This window comes from Bradyrhizobium paxllaeri (genome assembly GCF_001693515.2).
GTDB classification, from domain to species: domain Bacteria; phylum Pseudomonadota; class Alphaproteobacteria; order Rhizobiales; family Xanthobacteraceae; genus Bradyrhizobium; species Bradyrhizobium paxllaeri.
The window spans coordinates 2,962,197-2,985,125 of sequence record NZ_CP042968.1; the positions used below are offsets into that span (position 1 = coordinate 2,962,197).

Annotated in this window: 27 protein-coding genes and 1 tRNA gene; 18 read left to right on the plus strand and 10 right to left on the minus strand. The window is 62.5% G+C overall.

From position 1 onward, the window contains the following. Window positions 1–15: 15 nt before the first annotated feature. The 4 genes from rpiA to LMTR21_RS13890 all read left to right on the plus strand — a co-directional run bounded on the left by rpiA (window position 16) and on the right by LMTR21_RS13890 (window position 3,721). Complete coding sequence (gene rpiA / locus LMTR21_RS13875; protein WP_065750089.1) at window positions 16–708, plus strand: ribose-5-phosphate isomerase RpiA; 693 nt, start codon at window positions 16–18, stop codon at window positions 706–708. A gap of 24 nt (window positions 709–732) precedes the next feature. Further along, on the plus strand, window positions 733–1,272 hold the full coding sequence (locus LMTR21_RS13880) for a DUF2059 domain-containing protein (protein ID WP_065750090.1): 540 nt from the start codon (window positions 733–735) through the stop codon (window positions 1,270–1,272). 50 nt (window positions 1,273–1,322) lie between these two features. After that, the gene (gor, locus tag LMTR21_RS13885) at window positions 1,323–2,708 is read left to right on the plus strand and encodes a glutathione-disulfide reductase (RefSeq protein ID WP_065750091.1); all 1,386 of its coding nucleotides are present in this window, start codon (window positions 1,323–1,325) and stop codon (window positions 2,706–2,708) included. Between the two features lie 161 nt (window positions 2,709–2,869). After that, window positions 2,870–3,721 (plus strand): 3-hydroxybutyryl-CoA dehydrogenase, encoded by an 852-nt coding sequence (locus LMTR21_RS13890; protein ID WP_065750092.1) that lies wholly within the window; start codon window positions 2,870–2,872, stop codon window positions 3,719–3,721. A 105-nt stretch (window positions 3,722–3,826) separates the two neighbouring features. On the opposite strand, the gene LMTR21_RS13895 is transcribed toward LMTR21_RS13890, so the two are convergent. The 3 genes from LMTR21_RS13895 to LMTR21_RS13910 form a co-directional block, all read right to left on the minus strand. Then, window positions 3,827–4,054 carry a hypothetical protein gene (locus tag LMTR21_RS13895; RefSeq protein WP_065750093.1) on the minus strand — a complete coding sequence of 76 codons (228 nt, stop codon included), beginning with the start codon at window positions 4,052–4,054 and terminating at the stop codon, window positions 3,827–3,829. 276 nt (window positions 4,055–4,330) lie between these two features. Further along, window positions 4,331–5,407: a flavodoxin family protein gene (locus LMTR21_RS13905; protein ID WP_065750094.1), complete on the minus strand. Its 1,077-nt coding sequence runs from the start codon at window positions 5,405–5,407 to the stop codon at window positions 4,331–4,333. 77 nt (window positions 5,408–5,484) lie between these two features. Beyond that, entirely contained in the window at window positions 5,485–6,075 is a 591-nt protein-coding gene (locus tag LMTR21_RS13910; protein ID WP_065750095.1) for a cysteine hydrolase family protein, read from the minus strand. Between the two features lie 303 nt (window positions 6,076–6,378). Here LMTR21_RS13910 and LMTR21_RS40820 point away from each other — a divergent pair, with 303 nt between their 5' ends. Further along, entirely contained in the window at window positions 6,379–6,729 is a 351-nt protein-coding gene (locus LMTR21_RS40820) for a C40 family peptidase (protein WP_246175454.1), read from the plus strand. 138 nt (window positions 6,730–6,867) lie between these two features. Here LMTR21_RS40820 and LMTR21_RS13920 read toward each other — a convergent pair whose 3' ends face one another. Next, window positions 6,868–7,557: a TetR/AcrR family transcriptional regulator gene (locus LMTR21_RS13920; RefSeq protein ID WP_065750096.1), complete on the minus strand. Its 690-nt coding sequence runs from the start codon at window positions 7,555–7,557 to the stop codon at window positions 6,868–6,870. Between the two features lie 201 nt (window positions 7,558–7,758). On the opposite strand from LMTR21_RS13920, the gene LMTR21_RS13925 reads away from it, so the two are divergent. The 3 genes from LMTR21_RS13925 (at window position 7,759) to LMTR21_RS13935 (ending at window position 11,236) form a co-directional block, all read left to right on the plus strand. Beyond that, entirely contained in the window at window positions 7,759–8,991 is a 1,233-nt protein-coding gene (locus tag LMTR21_RS13925; RefSeq protein WP_065750097.1) for an acyl-CoA dehydrogenase family protein, read from the plus strand. A 143-nt stretch (window positions 8,992–9,134) separates the two neighbouring features. Continuing rightward, the gene (locus LMTR21_RS13930; protein ID WP_065750098.1) at window positions 9,135–10,193 is read left to right on the plus strand and encodes a phosphotransferase family protein; all 1,059 of its coding nucleotides are present in this window, start codon (window positions 9,135–9,137) and stop codon (window positions 10,191–10,193) included. 131 nt (window positions 10,194–10,324) lie between these two features. Continuing rightward, the gene (locus LMTR21_RS13935) at window positions 10,325–11,236 is read left to right on the plus strand and encodes a DMT family transporter (RefSeq protein ID WP_065750099.1); all 912 of its coding nucleotides are present in this window, start codon (window positions 10,325–10,327) and stop codon (window positions 11,234–11,236) included. A gap of 19 nt (window positions 11,237–11,255) precedes the next feature. Here the strand turns inward: LMTR21_RS13935 and LMTR21_RS13940 are convergent, their stop codons facing one another. After that, a complete protein-coding gene (locus tag LMTR21_RS13940) occupies window positions 11,256–12,041 on the minus strand; it encodes an SDR family NAD(P)-dependent oxidoreductase (protein WP_065750100.1) in 786 nt (261 codons plus the stop codon). 156 nt (window positions 12,042–12,197) lie between these two features. Between LMTR21_RS13940 and LMTR21_RS13945 the strand changes: the two genes are divergently transcribed. Together LMTR21_RS13945 and LMTR21_RS13950 are read left to right on the plus strand one after the other, a co-directional pair. Continuing rightward, entirely contained in the window at window positions 12,198–12,908 is a 711-nt protein-coding gene (locus LMTR21_RS13945; protein WP_065750101.1) for a histidine phosphatase family protein, read from the plus strand. A gap of 88 nt (window positions 12,909–12,996) precedes the next feature. After that, window positions 12,997–13,764: an SDR family NAD(P)-dependent oxidoreductase gene (locus LMTR21_RS13950; RefSeq protein WP_065750374.1), complete on the plus strand. Its 768-nt coding sequence runs from the start codon at window positions 12,997–12,999 to the stop codon at window positions 13,762–13,764. Between the two features lie 117 nt (window positions 13,765–13,881). Here the strand turns inward: LMTR21_RS13950 and LMTR21_RS13955 are convergent, their stop codons facing one another. After that, the gene (locus tag LMTR21_RS13955) at window positions 13,882–15,108 is read right to left on the minus strand and encodes a serine hydrolase domain-containing protein (protein WP_065750102.1); all 1,227 of its coding nucleotides are present in this window, start codon (window positions 15,106–15,108) and stop codon (window positions 13,882–13,884) included. 150 nt (window positions 15,109–15,258) lie between these two features. On the opposite strand from LMTR21_RS13955, the gene LMTR21_RS13960 reads away from it, so the two are divergent. After that, window positions 15,259–15,334 (plus strand) — tRNA-Trp (locus LMTR21_RS13960). A 54-nt stretch (window positions 15,335–15,388) separates the two neighbouring features. Here the strand turns inward: LMTR21_RS13960 and LMTR21_RS13965 are convergent. Then, entirely contained in the window at window positions 15,389–15,574 is a 186-nt protein-coding gene (locus tag LMTR21_RS13965; protein ID WP_065750375.1) for a hypothetical protein, read from the minus strand. A 357-nt stretch (window positions 15,575–15,931) separates the two neighbouring features. Between LMTR21_RS13965 and secE the strand changes: the two genes are divergently transcribed. The 5 genes from secE (at window position 15,932) to LMTR21_RS13990 (ending at window position 19,073) form a co-directional block, all read left to right on the plus strand. Further along, a complete protein-coding gene (gene secE, locus LMTR21_RS13970; protein ID WP_065750103.1) occupies window positions 15,932–16,123 on the plus strand; it encodes a preprotein translocase subunit SecE in 192 nt (63 codons plus the stop codon). Between the two features lie 20 nt (window positions 16,124–16,143). Further along, window positions 16,144–16,674, plus strand: coding sequence for a transcription termination/antitermination protein NusG (nusG, locus tag LMTR21_RS13975; protein ID WP_057849226.1), 531 nt, complete (start codon window positions 16,144–16,146; stop codon window positions 16,672–16,674). 130 nt (window positions 16,675–16,804) lie between these two features. Beyond that, window positions 16,805–17,233 (plus strand): 50S ribosomal protein L11, encoded by a 429-nt coding sequence (gene rplK, locus LMTR21_RS13980; RefSeq protein WP_065750104.1) that lies wholly within the window; start codon window positions 16,805–16,807, stop codon window positions 17,231–17,233. 6 nt (window positions 17,234–17,239) lie between these two features. Then, the gene (gene rplA / locus LMTR21_RS13985) at window positions 17,240–17,932 is read left to right on the plus strand and encodes a 50S ribosomal protein L1 (RefSeq protein WP_057834229.1); all 693 of its coding nucleotides are present in this window, start codon (window positions 17,240–17,242) and stop codon (window positions 17,930–17,932) included. A 187-nt stretch (window positions 17,933–18,119) separates the two neighbouring features. Then, window positions 18,120–19,073 carry a 2-hydroxyacid dehydrogenase gene (locus LMTR21_RS13990; protein WP_065750105.1) on the plus strand — a complete coding sequence of 318 codons (954 nt, stop codon included), beginning with the start codon at window positions 18,120–18,122 and terminating at the stop codon, window positions 19,071–19,073. A 4-nt stretch (window positions 19,074–19,077) separates the two neighbouring features. Here LMTR21_RS13990 and sigJ read toward each other — a convergent pair whose 3' ends face one another. Genes sigJ through LMTR21_RS14005 form a run of 3 tightly spaced genes read right to left on the minus strand, consistent with a single transcriptional unit; the run spans window position 19,078 to window position 20,858 of the window. After that, entirely contained in the window at window positions 19,078–19,965 is an 888-nt protein-coding gene (gene sigJ / locus LMTR21_RS13995; RefSeq protein ID WP_187399353.1) for an RNA polymerase sigma factor SigJ, read from the minus strand. Then, window positions 19,943–20,488: a carboxymuconolactone decarboxylase family protein gene (locus tag LMTR21_RS14000; RefSeq protein ID WP_065750107.1), complete on the minus strand. Its 546-nt coding sequence runs from the start codon at window positions 20,486–20,488 to the stop codon at window positions 19,943–19,945. The genes sigJ and LMTR21_RS14000 overlap by 23 nt, the downstream gene beginning before the upstream one ends. Further along, window positions 20,481–20,858, minus strand: coding sequence for a hypothetical protein (locus tag LMTR21_RS14005; protein ID WP_065750108.1), 378 nt, complete (start codon window positions 20,856–20,858; stop codon window positions 20,481–20,483). The genes LMTR21_RS14000 and LMTR21_RS14005 overlap by 8 nt, the downstream gene beginning before the upstream one ends. Before the next feature lie 614 nt (window positions 20,859–21,472). Between LMTR21_RS14005 and rplJ the strand changes: the two genes are divergently transcribed. Together rplJ and rplL are read left to right on the plus strand one after the other, a co-directional pair. Beyond that, window positions 21,473–21,991 carry a 50S ribosomal protein L10 gene (gene rplJ, locus LMTR21_RS14010; RefSeq protein ID WP_057834234.1) on the plus strand — a complete coding sequence of 173 codons (519 nt, stop codon included), beginning with the start codon at window positions 21,473–21,475 and terminating at the stop codon, window positions 21,989–21,991. Window positions 21,992–22,045: 54 nt separating this feature from the next. After that, complete coding sequence (gene rplL / locus LMTR21_RS14015) at window positions 22,046–22,423, plus strand: 50S ribosomal protein L7/L12 (RefSeq protein WP_016847588.1); 378 nt, start codon at window positions 22,046–22,048, stop codon at window positions 22,421–22,423. Window positions 22,424–22,929 lie beyond the last annotated feature (506 nt).

The following is a 22,929-nucleotide window of genomic DNA, read 5'->3' on the forward strand; positions in this document are numbered from 1 at the left end:
ATCGTCAGCGTGGATATGGACGGACTTAAGCGGCAGGCGGCGGCACAGGCGCTGGAGCAGGTACAGGACGGCATGAAGCTCGGACTCGGCACCGGCTCGACCGCCAGGCATTTTGTCGATCTGCTCGGTCAGCGCGTGGCCGGTGGGTTGCGCGTGGTCGGCGTGCCGACTTCGGAAGCGACCCGCGCCCAGGCCGAGGCCTGCAAGATTCCCCTGACCACGCTCGATGAAGTTGACCGGCTCGATCTCACCATCGACGGCGCTGACGAGATCGATGGTGCGCTCAACCTGATCAAGGGCGGCGGTGGCGCGCTGCTGCGGGAGAAGATCGTGGCGGCGGCCTCGGATCGCATGATCGTGATTGCCGACGATACCAAATGGGTCGATGTCCTCGGCCGTTTCCCTTTACCTGTCGAGGTGATCCCGTTCGGGCTGGCCGCAACCCAGCGGGCCATGGCGGATGCATTTGCCCAAAGCGGCGTTTCCGGGCAAATGGGGCTCCGCAAGGGCAAGGACGGCCACGTTTTTGTCACCGATGGCGGCCACTGGATTGTCGATGCCCATCTCGGGCGCATTGCCGATGCGCCGCGTCTGGCGGGCCTGTTGAGCCTGATCCCGGGTGTCGTCGAACATGGGTTGTTCATTGGCCTGGCCAGCACCGCCGTCCTGGCAGGTGCCCAGGGAATTCGCGTAGTTGAGCGGCGGTAACGCCGGAAATCGAGGAGAATTGGAATGAAGAGCCTTTCACGGATTTTGTCGGCGGCCGGCCTTGCAGTGGGACTGGCCCTGACCGCCGTCCCGGCCGACGCGCAGCAGAAAAACGCGCCGGCTCCCGCGCAACAACTGAAACCCGGTTCGCCGGGGGCGATCGCCGCCGCCAAGGAAATCCTGGCGATGAAGAACGCGAGCGCGATGTACGCCAACGCCGTTCCCAATCTCGTCGAGCAGACCAAGAACGTGCTGTTGCAGAGCAATCTGAACTATCAGAAGGATCTCAACGAAGTCGCCGTGATCGTGGCCAAGAATCTCGCCGGCCGCGAGAAGGAGATCGGCGATGGCATGGCACAGGTCTACGCCAACGAGTTCACCGAGCAGGAACTGAAGGACCTCGTCACCTTCTACAAGTCGCCGCTCGGACAGAAGCTGCTCGCGAGCGAACCCCGTGCGATCCAGTTCAGCATGTCCTACATGAACCAGTGGGCGCAGGCCTTTGCCGAAACGATCAACGGCCAGTTCCGCGCCGAGATGAAGAAGCGCGGCAAGGATATCTGATTTCAAAGGATATCTGATCCAAATCGGAAGCGACTTCGGGCGGGGTTGAGATGGCTGAGTTCGACGTCGATCTGTTTGTCATCGGTGGTGGTTCGGGCGGCGTGCGCGCCGCCCGCATCGCGGCCGGCCATGGCGCAAAAGTCATGGTCGCCGAAGAATACCGGATGGGCGGCACCTGCGTGATCCGCGGTTGCGTGCCGAAAAAACTGTTCGTGCTCGGCTCGCACGTTCGCCACGAAATCGAGGACGCCGCTGGTTTCGGCTGGACCATCCCCGAATTTTCCTTCAACTGGTCCACTCTTGTCGCCAACAAGGACAAGGAGATCGCGCGGCTCGAAGGCATCTACGCCGCCAATGTCGAGAAAAGCGGCGCCCGCATCGCGAAGACCCGCGCGGTGCTGGAAGACGCCCACACGCTGCGGCTGATGACCGGCGAAACGGTCACCGCGAAATACGTCCTGATCGCGACCGGCGGCGCGCCGAATCATGGTCGCGAGATCCCCGGCATCGAGCACGTGATTTCCTCCAACGAGGCGTTTCACCTCGCCGAGCTGCCGAAACGCATCGTCATCCAGGGCGGCGGCTATATCGCGCTGGAATTCGCCGGCATCTTTGCCGGCTTCGGCTCCGACGTCACGGTGGTCTATCGCGGCGACAACATCTTGCGCGGTTTTGACGAGGACGTTCGCAAGCATGTCCGCGCCGAGATGGAGAAGCAGGGCATCACCATCATCACCGGCTGCACCATCGATAAAGTGGACAAGCACGGCAACGAATACACGACGCATTTGTCTGATGGTTCGAGCATCGCATCAGAGAAGGTGATGTTCGCGATCGGCCGCCATCCGAACGTCGCCAATCTCGGGTTGGAAAAGGCCGGCGTCGCCATCAATCCGGCGAATGGCGGCATCGCCGTCGACGAGTGGTCGAAGACCTCGGTCGACAACATCTATGCGATCGGCGACGTCACCCATCGCCTCAACCTGACGCCGGTCGCGATCCGCGAGGGCCACGCCTTCGCCGACACCGTGTTCGGCAAGCGCCCGGTAGCGGTCGATCACGCAACCATCCCGACGGCGGTATTCTCGCAGCCCGAAGTCGGCACCGTCGGCCTGACCGAAGCGCAGGCGCGTGCGCAGGTGAACCATGTCGATATCTACAAGGCCGATTTCCGCCCGATCAAGGCGACGATGTCCGGCCGCGACACCCGCGTGCTGATGAAGCTCGTGGTCGACGGCACTACCGACCGCGTGCTCGGCTGTCACATCGTCGGCGACACGGCGGCCGAGATCGTGCAGGCGGTTGCGATCGCCGTGAAGATGAAGGCAACGAAAGCCGATTTCGACGCGACCATCGCGCTGCATCCGACGGCGGCGGAAGAGCTGGTGACGATGCGCACGCCGACGGCGCGGTATGTGCGGCAGGCGGCGGAGTAGGTATCACGGCGAGAACCCGTAGCCCGGATGAGCGGAGCGACATCCGGGACTTTCTCCCCGCATATCGCTTGCGCTCATGCGGGCTACGGCTGTCGACTACCGATTGGCTTGGCCCTCTGCTAACGGTACAAGCCAGCATTTAAAAAACGGAGTTACCCATCATGATCGAACAAATCGGTATCGTAGGCGCGGGCACCATGGGTAACGGCATCGCCCAGGTGTGCGCCGCAGCCGGTCTTCCCGTTGTCATGACCGACATCTCCGACGCCGCGCTGACGCGGGGCATGTCGGTGGTCACGAACAGCCTGGAGCGCCTCGTCAACAAGCAGAAGATGACCGACGCCGACCGGCAGGCCGCGCTGGCGCGGATCACGACGACCACTGACAATACGAAGTTTTCCACCTGCGATCTCGTGATCGAGGCGGCGACCGAGAACGAAGAGCTGAAGGTCAAGATCCTGAAGGATCTCTGCACGAAGATCCGGCCGCAGGCGCTGCTCGCCACCAACACCTCCTCGATCTCGATCACCAAGCTTGCCGCTGCGACCGACCGGCCGGACCGCTTCATCGGCATGCACTTCTTCAATCCGGTGCCGCTAATGGCGCTGCTGGAACTGATCCGCGGCCTGCAGACGTCGGATGACACCCACGCCAAGGCGGAAGCCTTTGCAAAACGGGTCGGCAAGGTCGCGATCACGGCGAAGAACAGCCCGGGCTTCGCGGTCAACCGCATCCTGTGCCCGATGATCAACGAGGCGATCTTTGCGCTTCAGGAAGGTATTGCCACAGCCGAAGACCTCGATGCCGGCATGAAGCTCGGCTGCAATCACCCGATCGGCCCGCTGGCGCTCGCCGACATGATCGGCCTCGACACCATGCTGTCGGTGATGGAGGTGTTCTACGAAGGCTTCAACGACCCGAAATACCGCCCCGCGCCGCTGCTGAAGGAAATGGTCGCTGCCGGCCATCTCGGCCGCAAGACCGGGCAGGGGTTTTATAGTTACGGGAAGTGAACAAAGCTGAGTAGGGTGGGTTGGCGCAGCGTAACCCGCCATTTCCTGTCCGCGCAAAAGCAAGGCGGTGGGTTGCGGCTTCTTTGCCTAATCCACCTTACGAAGCTACGCTGCCAGCACTGCCCGTCTCACTGCCTGCGGCAGCGCGATCGAACGGAATAGGGTCTTCGGATAGAGGTAATCCTCACCCGATTCGTCCACAATCCGCAGCATGCCATGCTTCTCGGCCGCAGCGTCGCGTAACGCGATGTAGATTTTGCGTTTCTCGAGCGAGGCCGGATAGCCATCATTGTCCACGCAGACGACTAGTTGTTTTGGCTGTGTCTTTGTCATGCTCAAAGCAGGTGCTTGATCTTGAATTCCTTGCGTCCGATGCCGGCAGCTTCATACCAACGTAGCTCAGCGAGATGGATTGAGCCATCGGATAATCGCACGCGGGCAAGGCCTTTGCGTTTGCGCCAGCGGCCTCGCCCATAGATTTCGTCGCAATCGCGCGATCTCCCGGATGCCGGATCCGCTGGCGAAAGTTTCGATGTCGGAGATTTCACCGAGAATCTCGAAACGCATGCCCCGATCGTGCAGGGGCCATTAAACGGGGTCAATAGAGCGCTACTTCGGATTGGGATCGACGAGTCCCTTTCCGGGATTCTCGAACTTCCCCGCCCGCGCCAACTTCACCGCGTTCCCGAGAGCACGCGCGGCGTTGCGCGCCTCCTCCTGGAATGCACGGTCCGCGTCCAGCGCCTGATGCGAGGTGGCGTAGGGCTCCATGTAGCCGACATAGCCCTCGGCTTCCGCGGTGCGGCCGGCCGAGATCAGCGACATGTCGGTCAGCCAGTCCGCCAGCGAGCGGCGCAGCATCTCGGCGCCGGCGCTGTCGCCGTGCACGACGAGCCCGAAGTGACGTCCGGCCAGATGCCGCGGGTAGGGCCATCCCTTCAGTTCGAGCGCCTTGGCCTGGTCGGCATGCTTGCCATGGGTGGATGTTGGATCGGGATTGCCGCCGTCGGCGCAGACCAGCCGGTCCATCATCGCCTTCAGCGGCGTCGGCGCGTGATACCAGTTCACCGGCGTCACGATCAGAATGCCGTGCGCTGCCACCCACAACGGATAGATCTCGTTCATCCAGTCGTCGGTCTGGCTGAGCGCGTAGTTCGGATAGCAACTGCAGGGCCAGTGACACAGCGGCATCGCGGTGGCGACGCAGGATTTGCAGGGATGAATCTGCCGGCCATACTCCGACGCCAGCCGCGACAGATCGAGGATGTCCACCGCAAATCCCATCCCGGCCAGCAGCGGCTCGGCGAGCTTGACCAGCCGCCACGTCTTCGACATCTCGCCGGGACAGGTGTGCTCGCTGCGTGCCGAGCCGTTGATGATCAGGATTAGCGGCTGCGCGGCCGCATCGTCGTGGCGCCGTTGCGCCGCGAGAATGGCTTCACGCGCTGCGAGCCAGTCCACCGAAATTTCGTAGTCAGGATCGGCAAAGCCCGCGCCGGCCTTGCGCGTTAGTGGCGCTTTACGCGAATGGCTGTAGGCGTCCCAGGCGGCCGCGACGATGGCGTCGAGCTCGTGCTGCAGCGGCTGAAAGGCCGGATCGACGAAGCGGCGGCGATAGCGCGTCTCGAATTCCTCGCGAGGCAATTTGACGGGCGGCATTCCCTTGCGTACGTCCGGCGCCGCCATGGATCGATCCTTTCGCGATCATTGCTGACATCTCAACGTTGCAGCCGGAGCGCTGGTTCCAGAGTGGAGGCGGACTGCTAGTCCGGACGCCACATGTCGAACAGCTCCGCTGACGTGATCAGATCGATCTGTTCGTTGAAGCGCATCCGGTACATGGTCATCAGCGCATCGTGGCCGGCGTCGGACGAACTGCACAGCGCGTCCTGTACGATGACGACGCGGAAGCCGAGATCGACCGCGCCGAGCACGGTGGAAAGGACACAGACGTCGGTCTCCGCGCCCGACACCACCACGGTGTCGACGTGCCGCTCGACCAGGAGATGACCGAGCCGGGAGCCGAAGAATGCCGAGTAAGCGGGCTTGTCGACAACAAGCGCCGGCGGCGAATAGCGCGCCAGCTCTGGCACGATCTCGAGCGCGCCGGGCGCGAGCTTGCCGCGCGTCGCGCGCTGCCATTTCGTGAAATAGGCCCGCCATTGGCCGCGCCGGTCTTCCGGCTGTTCCGGCGTGATGAAGCGCGTGAACACCGTCCGCTCCCGGTAGCGCGCGCAGATCTCCGAGATGACCGGCAACACCCGCTCCATCCACGGCGTTTCCCACACGCCGCCCTTGGCGAAGATGTTTTGCATGTCGATGCACAGATGCGTAGCGTCGCGAATTCCCGCCATGTGCGGCCTCTCACCTCATCGGGAGGCTAATTCGGCAGACATGAACTGGTTTCAAGGACGTCTTGACGGTTGTGATGACGGTTCACGCGATCCGCAGTCGTTGATGCGAAGACGCGACATCCGTGACGCACATGACCGACATGCGCTCCTGCCTGCAGGTGCAGGCGCGAAGTGCCTCCTTCGCCCGTTGCGCGCGTTCACGTTCAGGAAAGAATGGCAGTCATGCGGGAACCATCGGGGCGGAACGCGGTTGGCGGCGGGTTTTTACCCTCTCTCCAACCCCCAGCGTTCGCGGAGTAATCGATGCTAAAGCCTTTCGCAGCGGCCTCTGTTATCCTGCTCGTGTTTTCCGCCCAGGCAAATGCGCGTCCTCACCACCGCCATCACGGCCATCGGGCCTGGTGCGGCAGCTATCTCAGCAAATATCTCGGCAAATCGGATCGACGCCTTGCGCTGGCGCGTTCCTGGGCGAATGAAGGCATGAACGCCGGCGGCCCCGGCATTGGCGTCGTGGTGGTTTGGCGGCATCACGTCGGAATCATCACCGGACAGACGCCCGACGGCCAATGGATCGTTCACAGCGGCAACGACGGCGGCGCGGTGCGCACGCGCGCCCGTTCGCTCGCCCGCGCGATTGCGTTCAGACGCGTGTAGCAGGTGTGATCGGCTGTAGGGTAGGCAAAGGCGCGTCAGCGCCGTGCCCACCATCTTGCATCGAGCGCGCTTTGCGATGGTGGGCACGCCAGCGCTTTGCCCACCCTACAGCCTTGAGGATCTCTGGCCGCAATCGGCTCAGAGGTCTTGCCTGGTCAACCTGCCGTGTGACGCCGCCACTTTGCCGGTCGCCTTCTTCGGCGTCTCGCCACCCGTCAGCGCCATCACCGAGACCGAAACCACGCGGTCGATGATGGCATCCACGTCGTTGAGGTCGCATCGCCCTTCGGACAATCTGGCCAGCCGCTCCTTTTCCCGGATGGTGTGGTGCGACATCGCGAGCGCAAAATGCAGCCCCCAATAGAGATCGGCGTCGTCGCGGCCGGGCATCGCGCGGCGCATCGCGGCGATGAATTTCCGCAAATGATCGACCTCGCGGTTCTTGATGCGGCGGATCGGCGGCACCGATTCAATGGAGGCGCGGATCATGAAGCGCGCCGCGGTCGAGCCTTCACGGTCGGGGCCGAGACAGCCGCGCAGGGTAGGGCCCACCAGCGCGTGCAAAATGGCGTCGATCGGGGCGCGGCCGCCGCCTTTTTCCTCCGCCGCCTTCAACTCGTTGAGCCGCTCACGGTTGGTGGCGAGGCTGCGGGTGACGAACAGTTCCGCGATCAACTCGTCCTTGGAGCCGAAATGATAGTTCACGGCGGCGAGATTGACGTTCGCTTCCGCGACGATGTCGCGCAGCGTGACGTCGCCGAAGCCGCGATCGGCGTAAAGCTTCTCCGCGGCGGCAAGGATGGCAGACCGGGTCCGATCGCTCGACATATCTGGCCCCCGTTTGCGGAGTTGCAATTCAAACACTTGTATGAAACTATCGTTTGAAGAGCCGGAAATGTCAACCGTCTGCGAACGTGTCGCATCTCCGGTCAGCCGGGCTGTCAGATTCGCAAAATGGCTTGCGGGCCATGGGTAGCGGGCAGACAGTGCGGCCCAACGGTTTCAAAAGCTGAAGGTGAGGAGCGTCCCATGAACTTCGATATGTCCGAAAAGCAAAAGGAATGGCTGAACCGCGTTCGCGCGTTCATGGACGCGCATGTCCGCCCCGCGGTGCCGATTTACAGGCAGCAGGACGAGGAGGGGCCGCGCTGGAAGGTGATCCCGATCCTGGAAGACCTGAAGAAGAAGGCGCGCGCCGAAGGCCTCTGGAACATGTTCATGCCGCCGAACGCGCATGAGGATGACGAATTCCGCGGCGCGGGATTGACCAATCTGGAATACGCGCTGCTCGCCGAAGAGATGGGCCACATCGGCTGGGCTTCGGAGGTGTTCAATTGTTCCGCACCCGATACCGGCAACATGGAAGTGTTCATGCGCTACGGTACCAAGGAGCAGAAGCGCAAATGGCTGCGTCCGCTGATGGACGGAGAAATCCGCTCCGCCTTCCTGATGACGGAGCCGGCGGTTGCATCTTCGGATGCGACCAATATCGAAACGCGCATCGAAAGCGACGGCGATCATTACGTCATCAACGGCCGCAAATGGTGGTCGTCCGGCGTCGGCGATCCCCGCTGCAAGATCGCGATCCTGATGGGCAAGACCGATCCGAAGGCCGCAAAACACCAGCAGCAGTCGCAGATTCTGGTTCCGCTCGACACGCCCGGCATCAAGGTCGAAAAGATGCTGCCGGTGTTCGGTTTCGACGATGCGCCGCACGGCCATGCCCAGGTGCTCTTGGAGAACGTCCGCGTTCCCAAGGCGAACATCCTGCTCGGCGAGGGCCGGGGCTTTGAAATTGCGCAGGGCCGTCTCGGTCCGGGCCGCATCCATCACTGCATGCGCACGATCGGCAAGGCCGAGGAGGCGCTGTCGAAGATGGTGAAGCGGTTGTCCTCGCGCACCGCCTTCGGCAAGAAGATCATCGAGCATTCGGTCTGGGAACAGCGCATTGCCGAAGCCCGCACCGATATCGAGATGAACCGCCTGCTGTGCCTCAAGGCCGCCGACATGATGGACAAGGTCGGCAACAAGACCGCGCAGCTCGAAATTGCCATGATCAAGGTGTCGGCGCCGAACATGGCGCTGAAGATTATCGACAATGCGATTCAGGCCTATGGTGGCGCCGGCGTTTCCGACGATGCAGGGCTTGCGCGGGACTATGCTTCCATGCGCACCATGCGCCTGGCGGATGGTCCGGACGAGGTGCATAACCGCGCCATTGCCAGACTTGAACTTCGGAAGTATGCAAACGCTACGCACTAATCAAAAAAGGGAGAGCGATCGCAGCGCTCTCTCAACCGTCATTCCGGGGCGCGCGAAGCGCGAACCCGGAATCTCGAGGTTCCGGGTCTGGTCCTTCGGACCATCCCGGAACGACGGATTAAGAAACTTAGGGGAGCGTCATCGTGGCGGACGGCGTCAGGAAAGACGAAGAGTTCTCGGGCACCAAGGAAGTCGAGGAGCGCCATCGCATCAACGAGGCGAGCCTCGATGCGTGGATGCGCGAGCATGTCGAGGGTTATCAGGGACCGCTGAAAGTCCTGCAGTTCAAGGGCGGCCAGTCCAACCCGACCTACAAGTTGGAGACGCCCGGACGATCCTACGTCATGCGCCGCAAGCCGTTCGGCAAGTTGCTGCCGTCGGCCCATGCAGTCGATCGCGAGTTCCGCGTCATCGCGGCGCTGGGCAAGCAGGGCTTTCCGGTCGCCAAGGCCTATGCGCTGTGCACCGATGATGCCGTGATCGGCGCCGCCTTCTACATCATGTCGATGGAAGAGGGCCGGGTTTTCTGGGATCCGACGCTGCCGAGCCAGACGCCGGATGCGCGGCGAAAAATCTTCACCAGCAAGATCGAGACGCTGGCAAAACTCCACGTCTTCAATCCGGAAACGATCGGGCTCGGCGATTTCGGCAAGCCCGGCAATTATTTCGCGCGCCAGATCGATCGCTGGACCAAGCAATACCGGGCGTCCGAGACGCAGCACATTCCGGAATTCGAGAAGGTAGCCGAATGGCTGCCGCGCACCGTGCCGGAGCAGAAGCGCGTCTCGATCGTCCATGGCGACTATCGTCTCGACAACATGATTTTCCATGCGACGGAACCGCGGGTGCAGGCGGTGCTGGACTGGGAGCTGTCGACGCTCGGCGATCCCATGGCCGACTTCACCTATCTGTTGATGCAGTGGACCATGCCTGGGCTGGCCAACGCCGATCTAAGGGCATTGAACATTCCGAGCGTGGAGGAGGCGGCGCAGATCTACTGCGATGTCACCGGCATGGAAGTGCCAGATCTGAACTGGTACTTCGCCTACAACATGTTCCGCCTCGCGGGCATTACGCAGGGTATCGCCGGACGTATCCGCGACGGCACTGCGGCCAATGCCAAGGCGCTGGAGTCGGCAGCGCGCACCGTGCCGCTGTCGAAATCATCCTGGGAATACGCTCAGAAGGCCGGCGCGACCTAATTCGCGCCGTTAAAGCGGGATGACTTTTCTTCGAATCGTCATCCCGCGTTATCTTTTTATTTGAGCATGATCTTTTCGGAAAACCGCTACACACTTTTCCGGATCATGCTCCAGTTTAGCCGTTAGCTTCCTTGGCACTCTCCCCGAATATTCGCGGCAGCCTGCTCATGGCGGTATCCATGGCGGCGTTCACCACGAACGACTCCATCACCAAGGTGGTGTCGTCAGAGATGAACTTCGGCCAGGTGATCCTGGTGCGTGGGCTGTTTGCGATTGTGCTGGTCGCGGTATTCGCCTGGCAGCAGGGCGCGCTGCGTCCGCTGCGCACGCTGATGGTGAAGCCGGTGGCGCTCAGGGTGTTCGGCGAGATCGGCGGCACGATCACGTTCATGGCGGCGCTCGCGCATCTGCCGCTTGCCAACACCTCGGCAATCTTCCAGGCGCTGCCGCTCGCGATCACGCTCGGTGCTGCCGTGATCTTCCGCGAGCCGGTCGGCTGGCGGCGCTGGTCGGCAATCGCCGCAGGCTTCATCGGCGTGCTCATTATCGTGCGGCCGGGACTGGCCGGCTTCAGCCAGTACTCGCTGTTCGCGCTGGTGTCGGTCGCGTTCTGCGCGCTGCGCGATCTCGCGACCAGGAAGATTCCCGCCAAGATCCCGTCGCTGTTCATTACCTTGCTGACCACCGTGACGGTGACGACCGCCGGCGGCGTCATCCTTGTTCCGCTCGGTGGCTGGACGCCGCCATCCGCCGGCGCGCTCGGCCTGCAAGCGTTGGCGGCCGTGCTGCTGCTGATCGGCTATCAATGCATCATCTCGGCGCTGCGCTCGGGCGACATCTCGGCGGTGGCGCCGTTCCGCTACTCCGCGCTGCTATGGGCGATGTTGCTCGGCTATCTCGTATTCGGCGACGTGCCCGACGCGATGATGGTGACGGGGGCCGCGATCATCGTGGCCTCCGGCCTCTACGCCTTCTACCGCGAGCGCATCCGCCACCGCGCGCTGGCGGCGGAATCATCCGGCCTGCCGCCCGATGGGTTGTGATCGTCATTGCAATGACGAACTAAATCGGCCTGCCGGTATACGGCATCGACGCGGTGAGGCCGCCGTCGACCGGGATCGCCTGGCCGTTGACGTAGGACGCTTCGTCGCTGGCGAGGAACAGCCCCATCGCCGCGAGTTCATGCGGCTGACCGGCGCGCTTCAGCGGATTTAGCTGGCCGATCTTGTCTTGGGTGCCGCGCTCCTTGGCACGATCGAACGTCGGCTTGGTCATGCCGGTCTCGATCAGGCCCGGACAGATCGCGTTGATGCGCACGCCGGTGCCGGACAGCGAGTAGGCGGTGGTCTGCACCAGGCTGATGACGCCGGCCTTGCTGGCGCCGTAAGGGTGACCGCTGGCGCCGGCCTTCAGGCCCGCAACCGATGCCGTGCAGACGATCGAGCCGGACTTCTGCTTGATCATGTGCGGCATCGAATGCTTGATTGCGAGGAATGGCCCGATCAGATTGACGCGCAACACTTCCTGCCAGTGTTCGACGGTCTGATCGGCCAGCGGCACCAGCCCGCCGCTGACGCCAGCGTTGGCCCAGATCGCATCGAGCCTGCCATATTTGGCGACCGCCTTGTCGATGAACGCCTTCACGTCGGCCTCTGAGCCGGCATCGGCCATCACGGCTTCGACCGTGCCGCCGGCATCGCTGACCAGCTTGGCGGTCTCCTTCACACCTTCGGTCTTGTCGACGATGATGAGCTTCGCGCCTTCGCGGGAGAACAGCATCGATGCTGCGCGCCCGATGCCGCTGCCTGCGCCGGTGATGATGACGGATTTACCTTCGAGGCGGCCCATGAGTCTCTCCCTGATAGCTATGCGCTTAGGCGTCTGCCGCCTTGCGGAATTCAAACAAGATTTCAAACGCCCAAGAATCTTTGACTGCCAAAGTCACTTGAGACGATGCGTCCTCTGACGTACAGCGACAACGAACAGTATTGAAGGGGCGTTGCGATGTCCAATGCAGACAAACCACTGATAGTCACGACGCGATGGTGGTGGATTCGCCACGCGCCGGTTCGCGAAGATAACGGCTGCATTTACGGACAGAAGGATCTCGGCTGCGACACCAGCGACCGCGTCGTGTTCGAGGCGGTCGGAAAAATCCTGCCACGCAACGCGGTCTGGTATGCAAGCAATCTGAAGCGTACGCACCAGACTGCCGATGCGATCTGGGCCGCGGGCTTTCCGAGGCCTTTGCAAATGCCGCACGTCAATGCGTTCGCCGAACAGCATCTCGGTGAATGGCAGGGCCTCAATCGTAAGGCGTTCCTCGCCAGCCGCGCTGTCGGCCGTAACTGGTTCGCGGACATCGACGAGGTTCCACCCGGCGGCGAGAGTTTTATGAACCTCTATGACCGTGCCTGCGGCGCGATCGAACGCATCAATGCCGAACAGGCGGGCAGGGACATCGTCGTCGTCGCGCATGGCGGCACGATCAGGGCCGCGGTCGGGTTTGCGCTTGGCGGTCAGCCGGAGAAAGGTCTCGCCTTCGATATCGACAATTGCTCGGTGACGCGGCTCGACCATCTCTCAGGCGCCAATTACACCGGCTGGCGGCTGCCGATGGTCAACCAGCAGCCCTGGATCGCGGACGCTTCGCATAACGCGATGCATCAGCCGGCCGGGCCGGAGATCGAGCCGCCGGTGACGAAACTCGCCTGATGCTCGGTTGTCGAAAACTGCAAACGCTGCTTAGTTCGAATTCAAGATGAAGCCGGCATCGCGCCGGATCAACATTCGGGAGAGAGACATGAGCTTGTTCGATATGACCGGGAAAGTCGCCGTCATCACCGGCTCCACGCGCGGCATCGGCCGTGCCATCGCCGAGCGAATGGCGGAGCACGGCGCCAAGGTCGTGATCTCCTCGCGCAAGCAGGACGTCTGCGACCAGGTCGCCAAGGAGGTCAACGAGAAGTTCGGCAAGGGGACCGCGGTCGCGATTGCCGCGAACATCTCGAACAAGGAAAATTTGCAGAACCTCGTCGACGAGTCCAACCGCGCCTTCGGCAAGATCGACGTCCTGGTCTGCAACGCCGCGTCCAATCCCTATTACGGCCCGCTTGGCGGCATTTCCGACGATCAGTTCCGAAAAATCCTCGACAATAACATCGTCGCCAATAACTGGCTGATCAACATGGTGGTGCCGCAGATGATCGAGCGCAAGGACGGCTCGATCGTGATCGTGTCCTCGATCGGCGGCCTCAAGGGCTCGACCGTGCTCGGCGCCTACGCGATCTCGAAAGCCGCCGACATGCAGCTCGCGCGCAATCTCGCCTGTGAATACGGCAAGCACAATATCCGCGTGAACTGCATCGCGCCTGGTTTGATCAAGACCGATTTTGCGAAAGCGCTGTGGGACAATCCGGAGACGCTGAAGGCCTCCACCGCGCGCTCGCCGCTGTTGCGCATCGGCGTGCCCGACGAAATCGCGGGCGCCGCGGTGCTGATGGGATCGAAGGCCGGCGACTTCATGACCGGGCAGACCATCGTGATCGACGGCGGGGCTACGATCAGTTGATCGGAGCTAGATCTGCGGACTCCCACTGGTGTCATCACCCGCGGCGACTGTGAATGATCGAGAATTCCGGGAGTACTGGATCCCCGCCTTCGCGGGGATGACAGGTGTGGGTGGGGCTTAATCCACCGCCGCGTAAACCAGATCCCGTAGCAGGTTGCGGATATATTCGCGCTGGCCGGGGCCCTGCATCATGAACACCGTGAACAGGTCTTCCGCAGGGTCGATGAAGAAGAACGTGCCGGCCATGCCGCTCCAGAAGAACTGGCCGAGCGAGCCCGGGAACGGCGCAATGCCCCGGTGCGTACGGACCGCGAAGCCGAGGCCGAAACCATGGCCGGGCGGCATCAGGGGCGAGTCGACCTTCACGCCGGCGGTGAGGTGATCCGACGCCATCAGCTCCAGCGTCTTGCGGCCGATGATCCTGTTGCCATCGAGCGAGCCGCCATTGAGCAGCATCTGGCAGAACCGCGCATAATCCATCGTGGTCGAGACCAGTCCGCCGCCGCCGGATTCCATCGCCGGCTTCTCCAGCATGTTGAAGAGCTGCACCTTGTCACCGCTCCAGGGATCGGTCGCAAACGGCTCGGCGAGGCGGCCGGCATTCGCTTCCGGCGTATGGAACGCGGTCTCCGCCATCTGCAGTGGCGCCAGAATGCGTTCGGTGAGAAACGCGCCGAGCGACTTGCCGGAGACGACTTCGATGATGCGGCCGAGCACGTCGGTCGAGCGGCTGTAATTCCATTCCGCGCCCGGCTGGCAGATCAGCGGCATGCCGGCGATCATGGTCGCGTGCTCGGCATTGGTGATCTTGCGGCTGCGCAGCCGCGATTGCTGGTAGAGCTGCTGCACCAGGCCGTTGCCGGTGTGGTCGTAGGTCAGGCCTGAAGTGTGCCGCAGCAGGTCCTGTACCGTCATCTGCCGCTTCACCGGCACGAGGTCGAGCTTGCCGTTGTTCTCGACGCCGACCTTCTGTCCTGCAAACTCCGGAATGAACTTGGCGACGGGATCACCGAGGATGAAGTGGCCGTCCTCGACCAGCATCATGATGCCGACCGAGACGATCGGCTTGGTCATCGAGAAGATGCGGAAGATGCTGTCATGGGCCATCGGCGTACTGGCCGTCGGGCTCTGCCGCCCGATCGCGTCGAACCAGCCGACCTGGCCGCGCCGCGCCACCATGACCGTGGCGCCGGGCAGAGTGCCCTTGTCGACCTCGCGCTTGAAGGCATCCGACATCCGCTGCAACCGCGCCGTCGACAGCCCGATCGTTTCCGGCTTGGCATCGGGAAGAGAGGGGGTCTGGAGGGCGGGGGTCTGCCGGGCGGTGGCGGTCTGCGCGTTCATGGTCTCTCCCGTTGCGCTTGTTGTTTGTAAGAGACCAAGTCTGAAGCAGAAGGCGTGCTTTGGGTAGGGCGGAAAGCCGCTTCGCCCTTGCATTCGGGGCATGCCCTATGCTTGAAACAGCGCGAACCGACGCACGCGCCGGTTCCCTGCAGGAGTGTAGCTCAATTGGTAGAGCACCGGTCTCCAAAACCGGGGGTCGCAGGTTCGAGCCCTGCCACTCCTGCCAGCTAAATCCAGCCAAATCAAAGACTTGACCGAAGCCCCGGCGGCAACCCCGGAACTAGCTGAAGAATGCGGTGAGGACCGCGAGGTCCGATCGCGCCGGAGCTTCCCCTCGCAGATCGGCATCGATCACCCGCCGGCACGCATCCACCGTGAAGGTATCGCCGAGGTCGTTTGCCGCGTCGAGAACGGTCCAGGCCGTCTCGCCCGCGGGCCTTTCCAGGTCTTGGCCTAACAATGCCATGGTTATCTCGCCCCTGTGGAGCATCCAGACTAGCCGAGAGCTTTTAAAATCCGGATCGCGGCCCAACGAGCATTTGAGGCAAAGGCGGCACCGGGGGTTAACCAACGGCATTCGGTCTGTTTTCCCGACCGGCTGACACCCCGCGGCACCCCGTACCTTGACCTTTTGCCCGGCCGGCAGTAGATACCCGCCACCTGCTGCCGGCCCGCTAGACGCGGATATCCGGCGCGGCTTTGAATTCCCCCGAACAATCGAGCCCGCTTGGCGGCTCATCCTTCGAGAGAGGGCTGGGCATAAGAAGGCTGTTCGGATTCGCTTTAAATCGCAATCGTCTCACGAAGGACGCGGTAACCAACGATGGCTTTCAGCCCGTTCAAATTCCTGCAGGAAGTGCGCTCGGAGACCGCCAAGGTCACTTGGCCGACACGCAAGGAGACAACGATCACCACGATCATGGTGTTCGTGATGGTTGCATTGGCTTCGATCTTTTTCTTCCTGTCGGATTTGATCATCCGCTACGTCGTCACTTTCCTGCTGGGCGTTCACTGATGAGCACCGGAACCCTTACGATGGACAAGCGCTGGTATATTGTTCACGCCTATTCGAACTTTGAGAAGAAGGTCGCGGAATCGATCCGCGAGCAGGCGAAGCAGCGCGGACTCGAAGAACTGTTCGACCAGGTGCTGGTGCCGACTGAAAAGGTCACCGAAGTGCGCCGCGGCCGCAAGATCGATGCCGAGCGCAAGTTCTTCCCGGGCTACGTGCTGGTGAAGATGAAGCTGACTGACGAGGCGTTTCATCTGATCAAGAACACGCCCAAGGTGACCGGCTTCCTGGGCGCCGAAAACAAGCCGATGCCGATCTCCGAATCCGAGGCGATGCGGATCCTGCATCAGGTGCAGGAAGGCGTCGAACGCCCGAAGGCGTCGGTGTCGTTCGAAATCGGCGAGAACGTCCGCGTGGCCGATGGTCCGTTCGCGTCGTTCTCCGGCGTGGTTGAAGAAATTGACGAGGCGCGTTCGCGCGTGAAGGTCGCGGTGTCGATCTTCGGTCGCGCCACGCCCGTCGAACTGGAATTTGGTCAGGTCGAAAAGGTCTGATCGGAACACGCGAGGCCTGGTCTTCGCGTGAATGAGGCCGTGGGAGGGAGAGGGCGGTCGCCAACCGCTCTTGAACCGAACCACGGAACCTGAACCAGCCGGCGACCTGCCGGCGCAACAGGAGTGATACATGGCAAAGAAAGTGACCGGATACCTGAAGCTTCAGGTCCCGGCCGGTGCGGCGAATCCTTCGCCCCCGATCGGTCCCGCGCTTGGTCAGCGCGGTCTCAACATCATGGAATTCTGCAAGGCGTTCAACGCGCAGACGCAGAAGGAAGAAAAGAACACCCCGATCCCGGTGATCATCACCATCTATGCGGACCGTTCCTTCACCTTCGAGATGAAGACGCCGCCGATGTCCCACTTCCTCAAGCAGGCCGCCAAGATCCAGTCCGGTTCGAAAGCTCCGGGCCGCGACAAGGCCGGCAAGGTGACACGCGCGCAGGTGCGCGAGATCGCCGAGAAGAAGATGAAGGATCTCAATTGCGATTCCATCGAATCGGCCATGAAGATGGTCGAGGGCTCCGCCCGTTCGATGGGTCTGGAAGTTGCGGGGTAACGGACCATGGCAATCGGAAAACGTTTGAAGAAGGTCCGTGAGGGCATCGACCGCGAGAAGCTTTATCCGCTCGCGGATGCCATCAAGATGGTCAAGGAACGCGCCACCTCGAAGTTCGACGAGACGATTGAGATCGCGATCAATCTCGGCGTCGATCCGCGCCACGCCGACCAGATGGTTCGCGGCGTCGTCAACCTGCCGAACGGCACCGGCCGCACGCTGCGCGTCGGCGTGTTCGCCCGTGGCGCCAAGGCGGAAGAAGCCAAGGCTGCGGGTGCTGACGTCGTCGGCGCCGAGGACCTGGTCGAAAAGGTGCAGGGCGGCAACATCGATTTCGATCGCTGTATCGCCACCCCTGACATGATGCCGCTGGTCGGCCGCCTCGGTAAGGTGCTCGGTCCGCGCGGCATGATGCCGAACCCGAAGATCGGCACCGTGACCATGGACGTCGCCTCTGCCGTGAAGGGCGCCAAGGGCGGCTCGGTCGAATTCCGCGTCGAGAAGGCCGGCATCGTGCAGGCCGGCGTCGGCAAGGCGTCGTTCTCCGAGGAAAAGCTGGTGCAGAACGTGAAGGCACTCGCGGACGCGGTGTCGAAGGCCAAGCCCGCCGGTGCCAAGGGCACCTACATCCAGCGCGTGGCGGTTTCCTCCACCATGGGCCCGGGCGTCAAAGTCGAGCCGGGCACGCTGCTCGGCTAAGGCTTTGCCGTTGACGTGAATAATAAAGGGCGGAATCGGGCGACCGATTCCGCCCTTTGCGTTTTGCGAGTGCTATTCGTTTTCGTCATGCCCGGCCTTGTGCCGGGCATCCACGTCTTTCTTGACGGTGCCGGACAAAAGGCGTGGATGGCCGGGACAAGTTCGGCCATGACGGATCGATAGAAAAATGCCCGAGAAAGTCCTGATCTATTCGCGTTTTCCCAAAGCTCAGATGGAGCGCTTCGGCCAGCGCTATGAATTGCTGAACGCCGCCGGCAAGGCGCCCAATGAGGTGTTTTCGGCTGATCAGCTTGCCGACATTCGCGCGCTGATCACCGCGGGCGGCACAGCGCTTCGCGGCGATGCGATGGACATGATGCCGAAATTAAGCGCGATCGTCTGCTACGGCACCGGCTATGACGGCGTCGATCTGGCGGCGGCGGCGAAGCGCAAGATCGCCGTCGGTCACAGCCCGGGCGCCAATGCGGCCTCCGTCGCCGACATCGCGGTTACGCTGATGCTGGCAGCCACGCGGCGGCTGCTCGTGGCGGATGACTATGTGCGCGGCGGGAGCTGGGCGGCGGCAAAGCCGTCGCCGATGATGCGCCCGCAGGCTGGGATGCTCGGCCGAAAAATCGGCGTCTACGGCATGGGTGAGATCGGCCGCAAGATCGCGGCGCGGGTGGCCGCGTTCGAGACCGAGGTGGGCTATTTCAGCCGCAGCAAGCACGACGTGCCGTATCAGTATTTTCCAACGCTCGAAGCGCTGGCGGAATGGTGCAGCGTGCTGATGATCGCGGTGCGGGCGGGGGCGGATACCAATCACGCGGTCGATGCCAATATCCTGAAGAAGCTCGGCAAGGACGGTTATGTCGTCAACATCTCGCGCGGCTCGGTGATCGACCAGCCTGCGCTGGTCGCGGCGCTGTCCGACCAGACCATCGCCGGCGCCGGCCTGGACGTGTACGCGAAGGAGCCGCATGCGCCAGATGCGCTGACGGCGCTGCCCAATGTGGTGCTGTCCCCGCATATCGGCGGCCATACGCTGGAGTCGCATGTGGCGATGCAGGATTGCGTGCTGGCCAACCTTGACGCGTTCTTCGCCGGCAAGCCGTTGCCTTATGAGGTGCCTCCAGGCTGAGGCTTCAGTGCATCCCGGTAGCCGGCAGGTGCCGCAGCTTGTCGGGATTGCGGACGACATAGATAGCCGCAATTTTCTCGCCTGAGATCGCCATGCTCAGGGTGAGATCGAGTTCGCCGTCCAGATAGAGCAGGGCGCCCACGGCACCATTGATGACGGCAGGCGCGATACGGACATCCTGGCCGGCGATTTTGCCGGCGAGGCCGACAAAGAATCGCGCGACCTTGTCAGCGCCGAAGATCGGATTGAGCGCTGCGAATTTACGGCCACCGCCATCGGTGATGGCAACGGCATCCTCCCGCAGCAATTCGGCCAGCTGCCTGACGTCACCGCTGGCAACCGCATCGCTGAAAGCCTGCAGGAGGCGCGCGTGACTGTCAGGCGTTGCCGCAGGCGCCGGGCGGTCGTCGCGCACCGCGCGGCGGGCTCGCGAGGCCAGTTGCCGGCAGGACGCCTCGGTGCGGTCGAGCATGGCGGCGATTTCGGGAAACGGCGTATCGAAGACATCGTGAAGCAGGAAGGCGGCACGTTCCATTGGCGACAGCCGGTCCAGCGTCAGCAGCAATGCGAACGACAGGTCGTCGGCCAATTCGGTGGCGGCGTCGGCCGAGAGGCCCTCCACATCGAACACCGGCTCGGGAAGCCACGGCCCGACATAGATCTCCCGCTGCGCCTTCGCGCTTTTCAGGCGATCGAGACAAAGCCGCGTCACCACGGTGACGAGAAAGGCCTCGGCGTTGTGGACATCCTGTGCGCCGGAGAATCGCAGATAGGCGTCCTGCACGACGTCTTCGGCGTCGCTGCGGCTGCCGAGCATGCGATAGGCGAGCCCGAGCAGGCGCCCGCGATGGGGCGCCAGCGGGTCGCTGTCATGCGGCCTGTTTGACGACATCGACATTGTGCCCGTTCACCGAAACGCGGCGGCACTCCTTGGCATAACCGAGCCCGGCCTTCACCATCGGGAACATGCGGCCGAGCTGCAGCGCCATCGTCAGGTCTATCACGCCTTTCGGGCCCCATTGGGCCGTGACAGCGTCGCGAAATTCATCGTCATCGGCCGAGCGGCGCACCACCGCGTCGGCGAAGCGGAACCCGAGCATGGTCGCGTCATTCATCGCGCGTGGATCGCGGCGAAGCACCGCCTCGATCTGGTCCTTGGGCATGCCGGCTTCCAGCGCCATGTCGACGACGAGTTGGGTGCAAGGGCCGCAATCCTCCGCCAGCGCGCCGACGATCTTGGCGGCGAAGCTGGCATCGGGCGGGACCACCTCGCGGTGGGCGGCGGCCTTCATCAGCGGCGCGAACTTGAAGAGGGCGGCAGGGGATTCGTTCAGCATCATTTCGAGATAGCTGACGTCGTATCCATACCGTTTGGCAAATGCGCGCAAGTTGCGGCGCGCGATCCAACTACGCATGTTGTTCTCCTTGGTTGGGGAAGGCGGAATAGAGCGCGGCTGCGGCGGGCAGAACGATCGCGAGAAGGTCGAAGGCGGGGTAATGGGTGTGGCCGCCCACCAGGATCGCCACGTGGAGCAGGGCGTGAACGGCGAGGAAGCCGGCGCCCGCAACGGCCGCCGGCCAGTACCGTGGCCGCCATGCCCGCGCGGCCAAGGCAAGACCGGCGACGAGGAAGGCGGCGCCGATGTCCTGAACGAAATGTGGGTTGAAGGGGCCGGTATCCCGCACCCCCGGCACGGTTTCATACCAGAATGGCCCGGCCACGAGCATGACCAGCCCATTCAGGACCGTCGGTATTGCAAGAATGGCTGCCAACTGACGCCGCATGGGAACCTCCTGCGGCCAAGACGAGCCAGCCGACCCCGGTGTGACGGAACTGGTCAAAAATTTTCGAGAAGTTTTTCTCCGGTTGGCCGGCAAACTGGTGTGAATTTTGCTCTTGGCAAAAAGGCCGAGACCCGGTAAACAATGGCTTCCGGGCGTGCTGGCCATTGCTGGCACGTCCGTGCGCGCATTCCGAAAACCCGACACGGTAGGAGATCATTCCTTTCAGGACGTCCGCATGGATTGCTCGAAAGGAAGGAACCTCATCGTTTCGTGGAATGCAGCAGGGTCCATTCGGCTCGCCGAATGGCCCCGATCCTGTCCGAGACTGCAGGCGCCCGCGAAGAAACGCAAGTTCTTCAACGGCTTAATCTTACGGCCTGCATAGACGGGTGAAGACCGGATTTTGCTTTAACGCCGCCTCTCGCGGCGCAAAGGCTGATTTGGTTCGAACCTCGACACCCCGCGCCATCTGGTTCGGGAGGGCAGGCTTTTCAAATGTCGTCTGCCCGGCGTGTCCTAGAGACTGGTGTCTAGAGGTCAGGTTTTGGGTGAGACGATGGGTGCAACCCGGCGGTCTTGCTCTTGCGAAGGCCGCCAACCGGAGAGAGCTTGCTGTGGAAAGAGCGGCAAAAAAGGACGCGGTTGAGGCGCTAAACGGGGTCTTCAAGACTACCAGCGTCGCAGTCGTCGCCCACTATTCCGGCCTCACCGTGGCCCAGATGCAGAAGCTGCGTATGCAGATGAAGCAGGCGGGTGCGTCGGTGAAGGTCTCGAAAAACCGTCTCGCCAAAATTGCTCTTGAAGGCACTGACGTCGTTGCCATCGGCTCCCTGCTGAAGGGACCGACCGTGATCGCCACTTCTAACGATCCGGTAGCGGCGCCGAAGGTTGCCATGGAATTCGCCAAGGCGAACGAAAAGTTCGTCATTCTCGGCGGTTCGATGGGTAAAACCGTCCTGGATGTGAACGGCGTGAAGGCGCTTGCCTCGCTGCCGTCGCTGGACGAACTGCGCGGCAAGCTTGTCGGCCTCCTGGTGGCGCCGGCAACCAAGATCGCTCAGCTCTCCACTGCGCCCGCGGCCAAGCTCGCGCGCGTCATTCAGGCTCATGCCTCAAAGGGCGAAGCGGCCTGACCCTTCGCTAATCTCAAACCTGGTTCGAAACCAAACGTTTAAGGAAATAGATCAATGGCTGACTTGCAGAAAATCGTCGACGACCTCTCGAGCCTCACCGTGCTCGAAGCCGCCGAACTCGCCAAGCTCCTCGAAGAAAAGTGGGGCGTTTCCGCCGCTGCCGCCGTCGCGGTTGCCGGCCCCGCCGCTGGCGGCGCTGCCGCCGCTCCGGCTGAAGAAAAGACCGACTTCACGGTCGTTCTCGCCGCTGCCGGCGACAAGAAGATCGAGGTCATCAAGGAAGTCCGCGCCATCACCGGCCTGGGCCTCAAGGAAGCCAAGGACCTCGTCGAAGGCGCTCCGAAGCCGCTGAAGGAAGGCGTGAACAAGGAAGAAGCCGACAAGATCAAGGCCCAGCTCGAAAAGGCTGGCGCGAAGGTGGAATTGAAGTAAGCGAAGCTTGCTTCAATTCCATCCCCGGACAAGCGAGGTGTAAGCCGAGCGCGATCCGGGGATCTGCCAAAGACGTGGATGGCCGGGACAAGCCCGGCCATGACGAAGATGGCGGGATCTGTGCAAAGTTCGTGCGATGGGGTAACCCGGAACACGGTGTACACAAAAAAGTGTGGGGATTCGCGGGGTTAGCTCCTCGAATCTCCACGTTTCCGCCCCATATCGGAGCGGCAGCAGGAAAAGGCGGTAGGCGGCGGGGGCAGCAGGGTTCCCGGCGTAAGCCGTTGGGAGACAGTCAGATTTCGGGCTTTCTCAGTCCGTGAAGTGATCAGTTGTGACGGGCGGGTGCGTTATGCGCCCCGCGCGTCGTTTTGCGTTTTGAAGGTCTAAGGTGCGGGTTCAGGACTTAATTCCTGAAAGTGGGCTTTGTTCTTTCGAGCGATTCGACATTCAACCCGGGGGCGATGGCAGTCGCGCTTCGGAAGGTTCGCCCACAAGGGCGACGA

What these genes read in the sequence shown, in the direction of transcription:
- rpiA (WP_065750089.1), top strand. Translation starts at nt 16, where the DNA reads ATGGACGGACTTAAGCGGCAGGCGGCGGCACAGGCGCTGGAGCAGGTA.
- LMTR21_RS13880 (WP_065750090.1), top strand. Translation starts at nt 733, where the DNA reads ATGAAGAGCCTTTCACGGATTTTGTCGGCGGCCGGCCTTGCAGTGGGA.
- gor (WP_065750091.1), top strand. Translation starts at nt 1,323, where the DNA reads ATGGCTGAGTTCGACGTCGATCTGTTTGTCATCGGTGGTGGTTCGGGC.
- LMTR21_RS13890 (WP_065750092.1), top strand. Translation starts at nt 2,870, where the DNA reads ATGATCGAACAAATCGGTATCGTAGGCGCGGGCACCATGGGTAACGGC.
- LMTR21_RS13895 (WP_065750093.1), bottom strand. Translation starts at nt 4,054, where the DNA reads ATGACAAAGACACAGCCAAAACAACTAGTCGTCTGCGTGGACAATGAT.
- LMTR21_RS13905 (WP_065750094.1), bottom strand. Translation starts at nt 5,407, where the DNA reads ATGGCGGCGCCGGACGTACGCAAGGGAATGCCGCCCGTCAAATTGCCT.
- LMTR21_RS13910 (WP_065750095.1), bottom strand. Translation starts at nt 6,075, where the DNA reads ATGGCGGGAATTCGCGACGCTACGCATCTGTGCATCGACATGCAAAAC.
- LMTR21_RS40820 (WP_246175454.1), top strand. Translation starts at nt 6,379, where the DNA reads ATGCTAAAGCCTTTCGCAGCGGCCTCTGTTATCCTGCTCGTGTTTTCC.
- LMTR21_RS13920 (WP_065750096.1), bottom strand. Translation starts at nt 7,557, where the DNA reads ATGTCGAGCGATCGGACCCGGTCTGCCATCCTTGCCGCCGCGGAGAAG.
- LMTR21_RS13925 (WP_065750097.1), top strand. Translation starts at nt 7,759, where the DNA reads ATGAACTTCGATATGTCCGAAAAGCAAAAGGAATGGCTGAACCGCGTT.
- LMTR21_RS13940 (WP_065750100.1), bottom strand. Translation starts at nt 12,041, where the DNA reads ATGGGCCGCCTCGAAGGTAAATCCGTCATCATCACCGGCGCAGGCAGC.
- LMTR21_RS13945 (WP_065750101.1), top strand. Translation starts at nt 12,198, where the DNA reads ATGTCCAATGCAGACAAACCACTGATAGTCACGACGCGATGGTGGTGG.
- LMTR21_RS13950 (WP_065750374.1), top strand. Translation starts at nt 12,997, where the DNA reads ATGAGCTTGTTCGATATGACCGGGAAAGTCGCCGTCATCACCGGCTCC.
- LMTR21_RS13955 (WP_065750102.1), bottom strand. Translation starts at nt 15,108, where the DNA reads ATGAACGCGCAGACCGCCACCGCCCGGCAGACCCCCGCCCTCCAGACC.
- LMTR21_RS13965 (WP_065750375.1), bottom strand. Translation starts at nt 15,574, where the DNA reads ATGGCATTGTTAGGCCAAGACCTGGAAAGGCCCGCGGGCGAGACGGCC.
- secE (WP_065750103.1), top strand. Translation starts at nt 15,932, where the DNA reads ATGGCTTTCAGCCCGTTCAAATTCCTGCAGGAAGTGCGCTCGGAGACC.
- nusG (WP_057849226.1), top strand. Translation starts at nt 16,144, where the DNA reads ATGGACAAGCGCTGGTATATTGTTCACGCCTATTCGAACTTTGAGAAG.
- rplK (WP_065750104.1), top strand. Translation starts at nt 16,805, where the DNA reads ATGGCAAAGAAAGTGACCGGATACCTGAAGCTTCAGGTCCCGGCCGGT.
- rplA (WP_057834229.1), top strand. Translation starts at nt 17,240, where the DNA reads ATGGCAATCGGAAAACGTTTGAAGAAGGTCCGTGAGGGCATCGACCGC.
- LMTR21_RS13990 (WP_065750105.1), top strand. Translation starts at nt 18,120, where the DNA reads ATGCCCGAGAAAGTCCTGATCTATTCGCGTTTTCCCAAAGCTCAGATG.
- sigJ (WP_187399353.1), bottom strand. Translation starts at nt 19,965, where the DNA reads ATGTCGTCAAACAGGCCGCATGACAGCGACCCGCTGGCGCCCCATCGC.
- LMTR21_RS14000 (WP_065750107.1), bottom strand. Translation starts at nt 20,488, where the DNA reads ATGCGTAGTTGGATCGCGCGCCGCAACTTGCGCGCATTTGCCAAACGG.
- LMTR21_RS14005 (WP_065750108.1), bottom strand. Translation starts at nt 20,858, where the DNA reads ATGCGGCGTCAGTTGGCAGCCATTCTTGCAATACCGACGGTCCTGAAT.
- rplL (WP_016847588.1), top strand. Translation starts at nt 22,046, where the DNA reads ATGGCTGACTTGCAGAAAATCGTCGACGACCTCTCGAGCCTCACCGTG.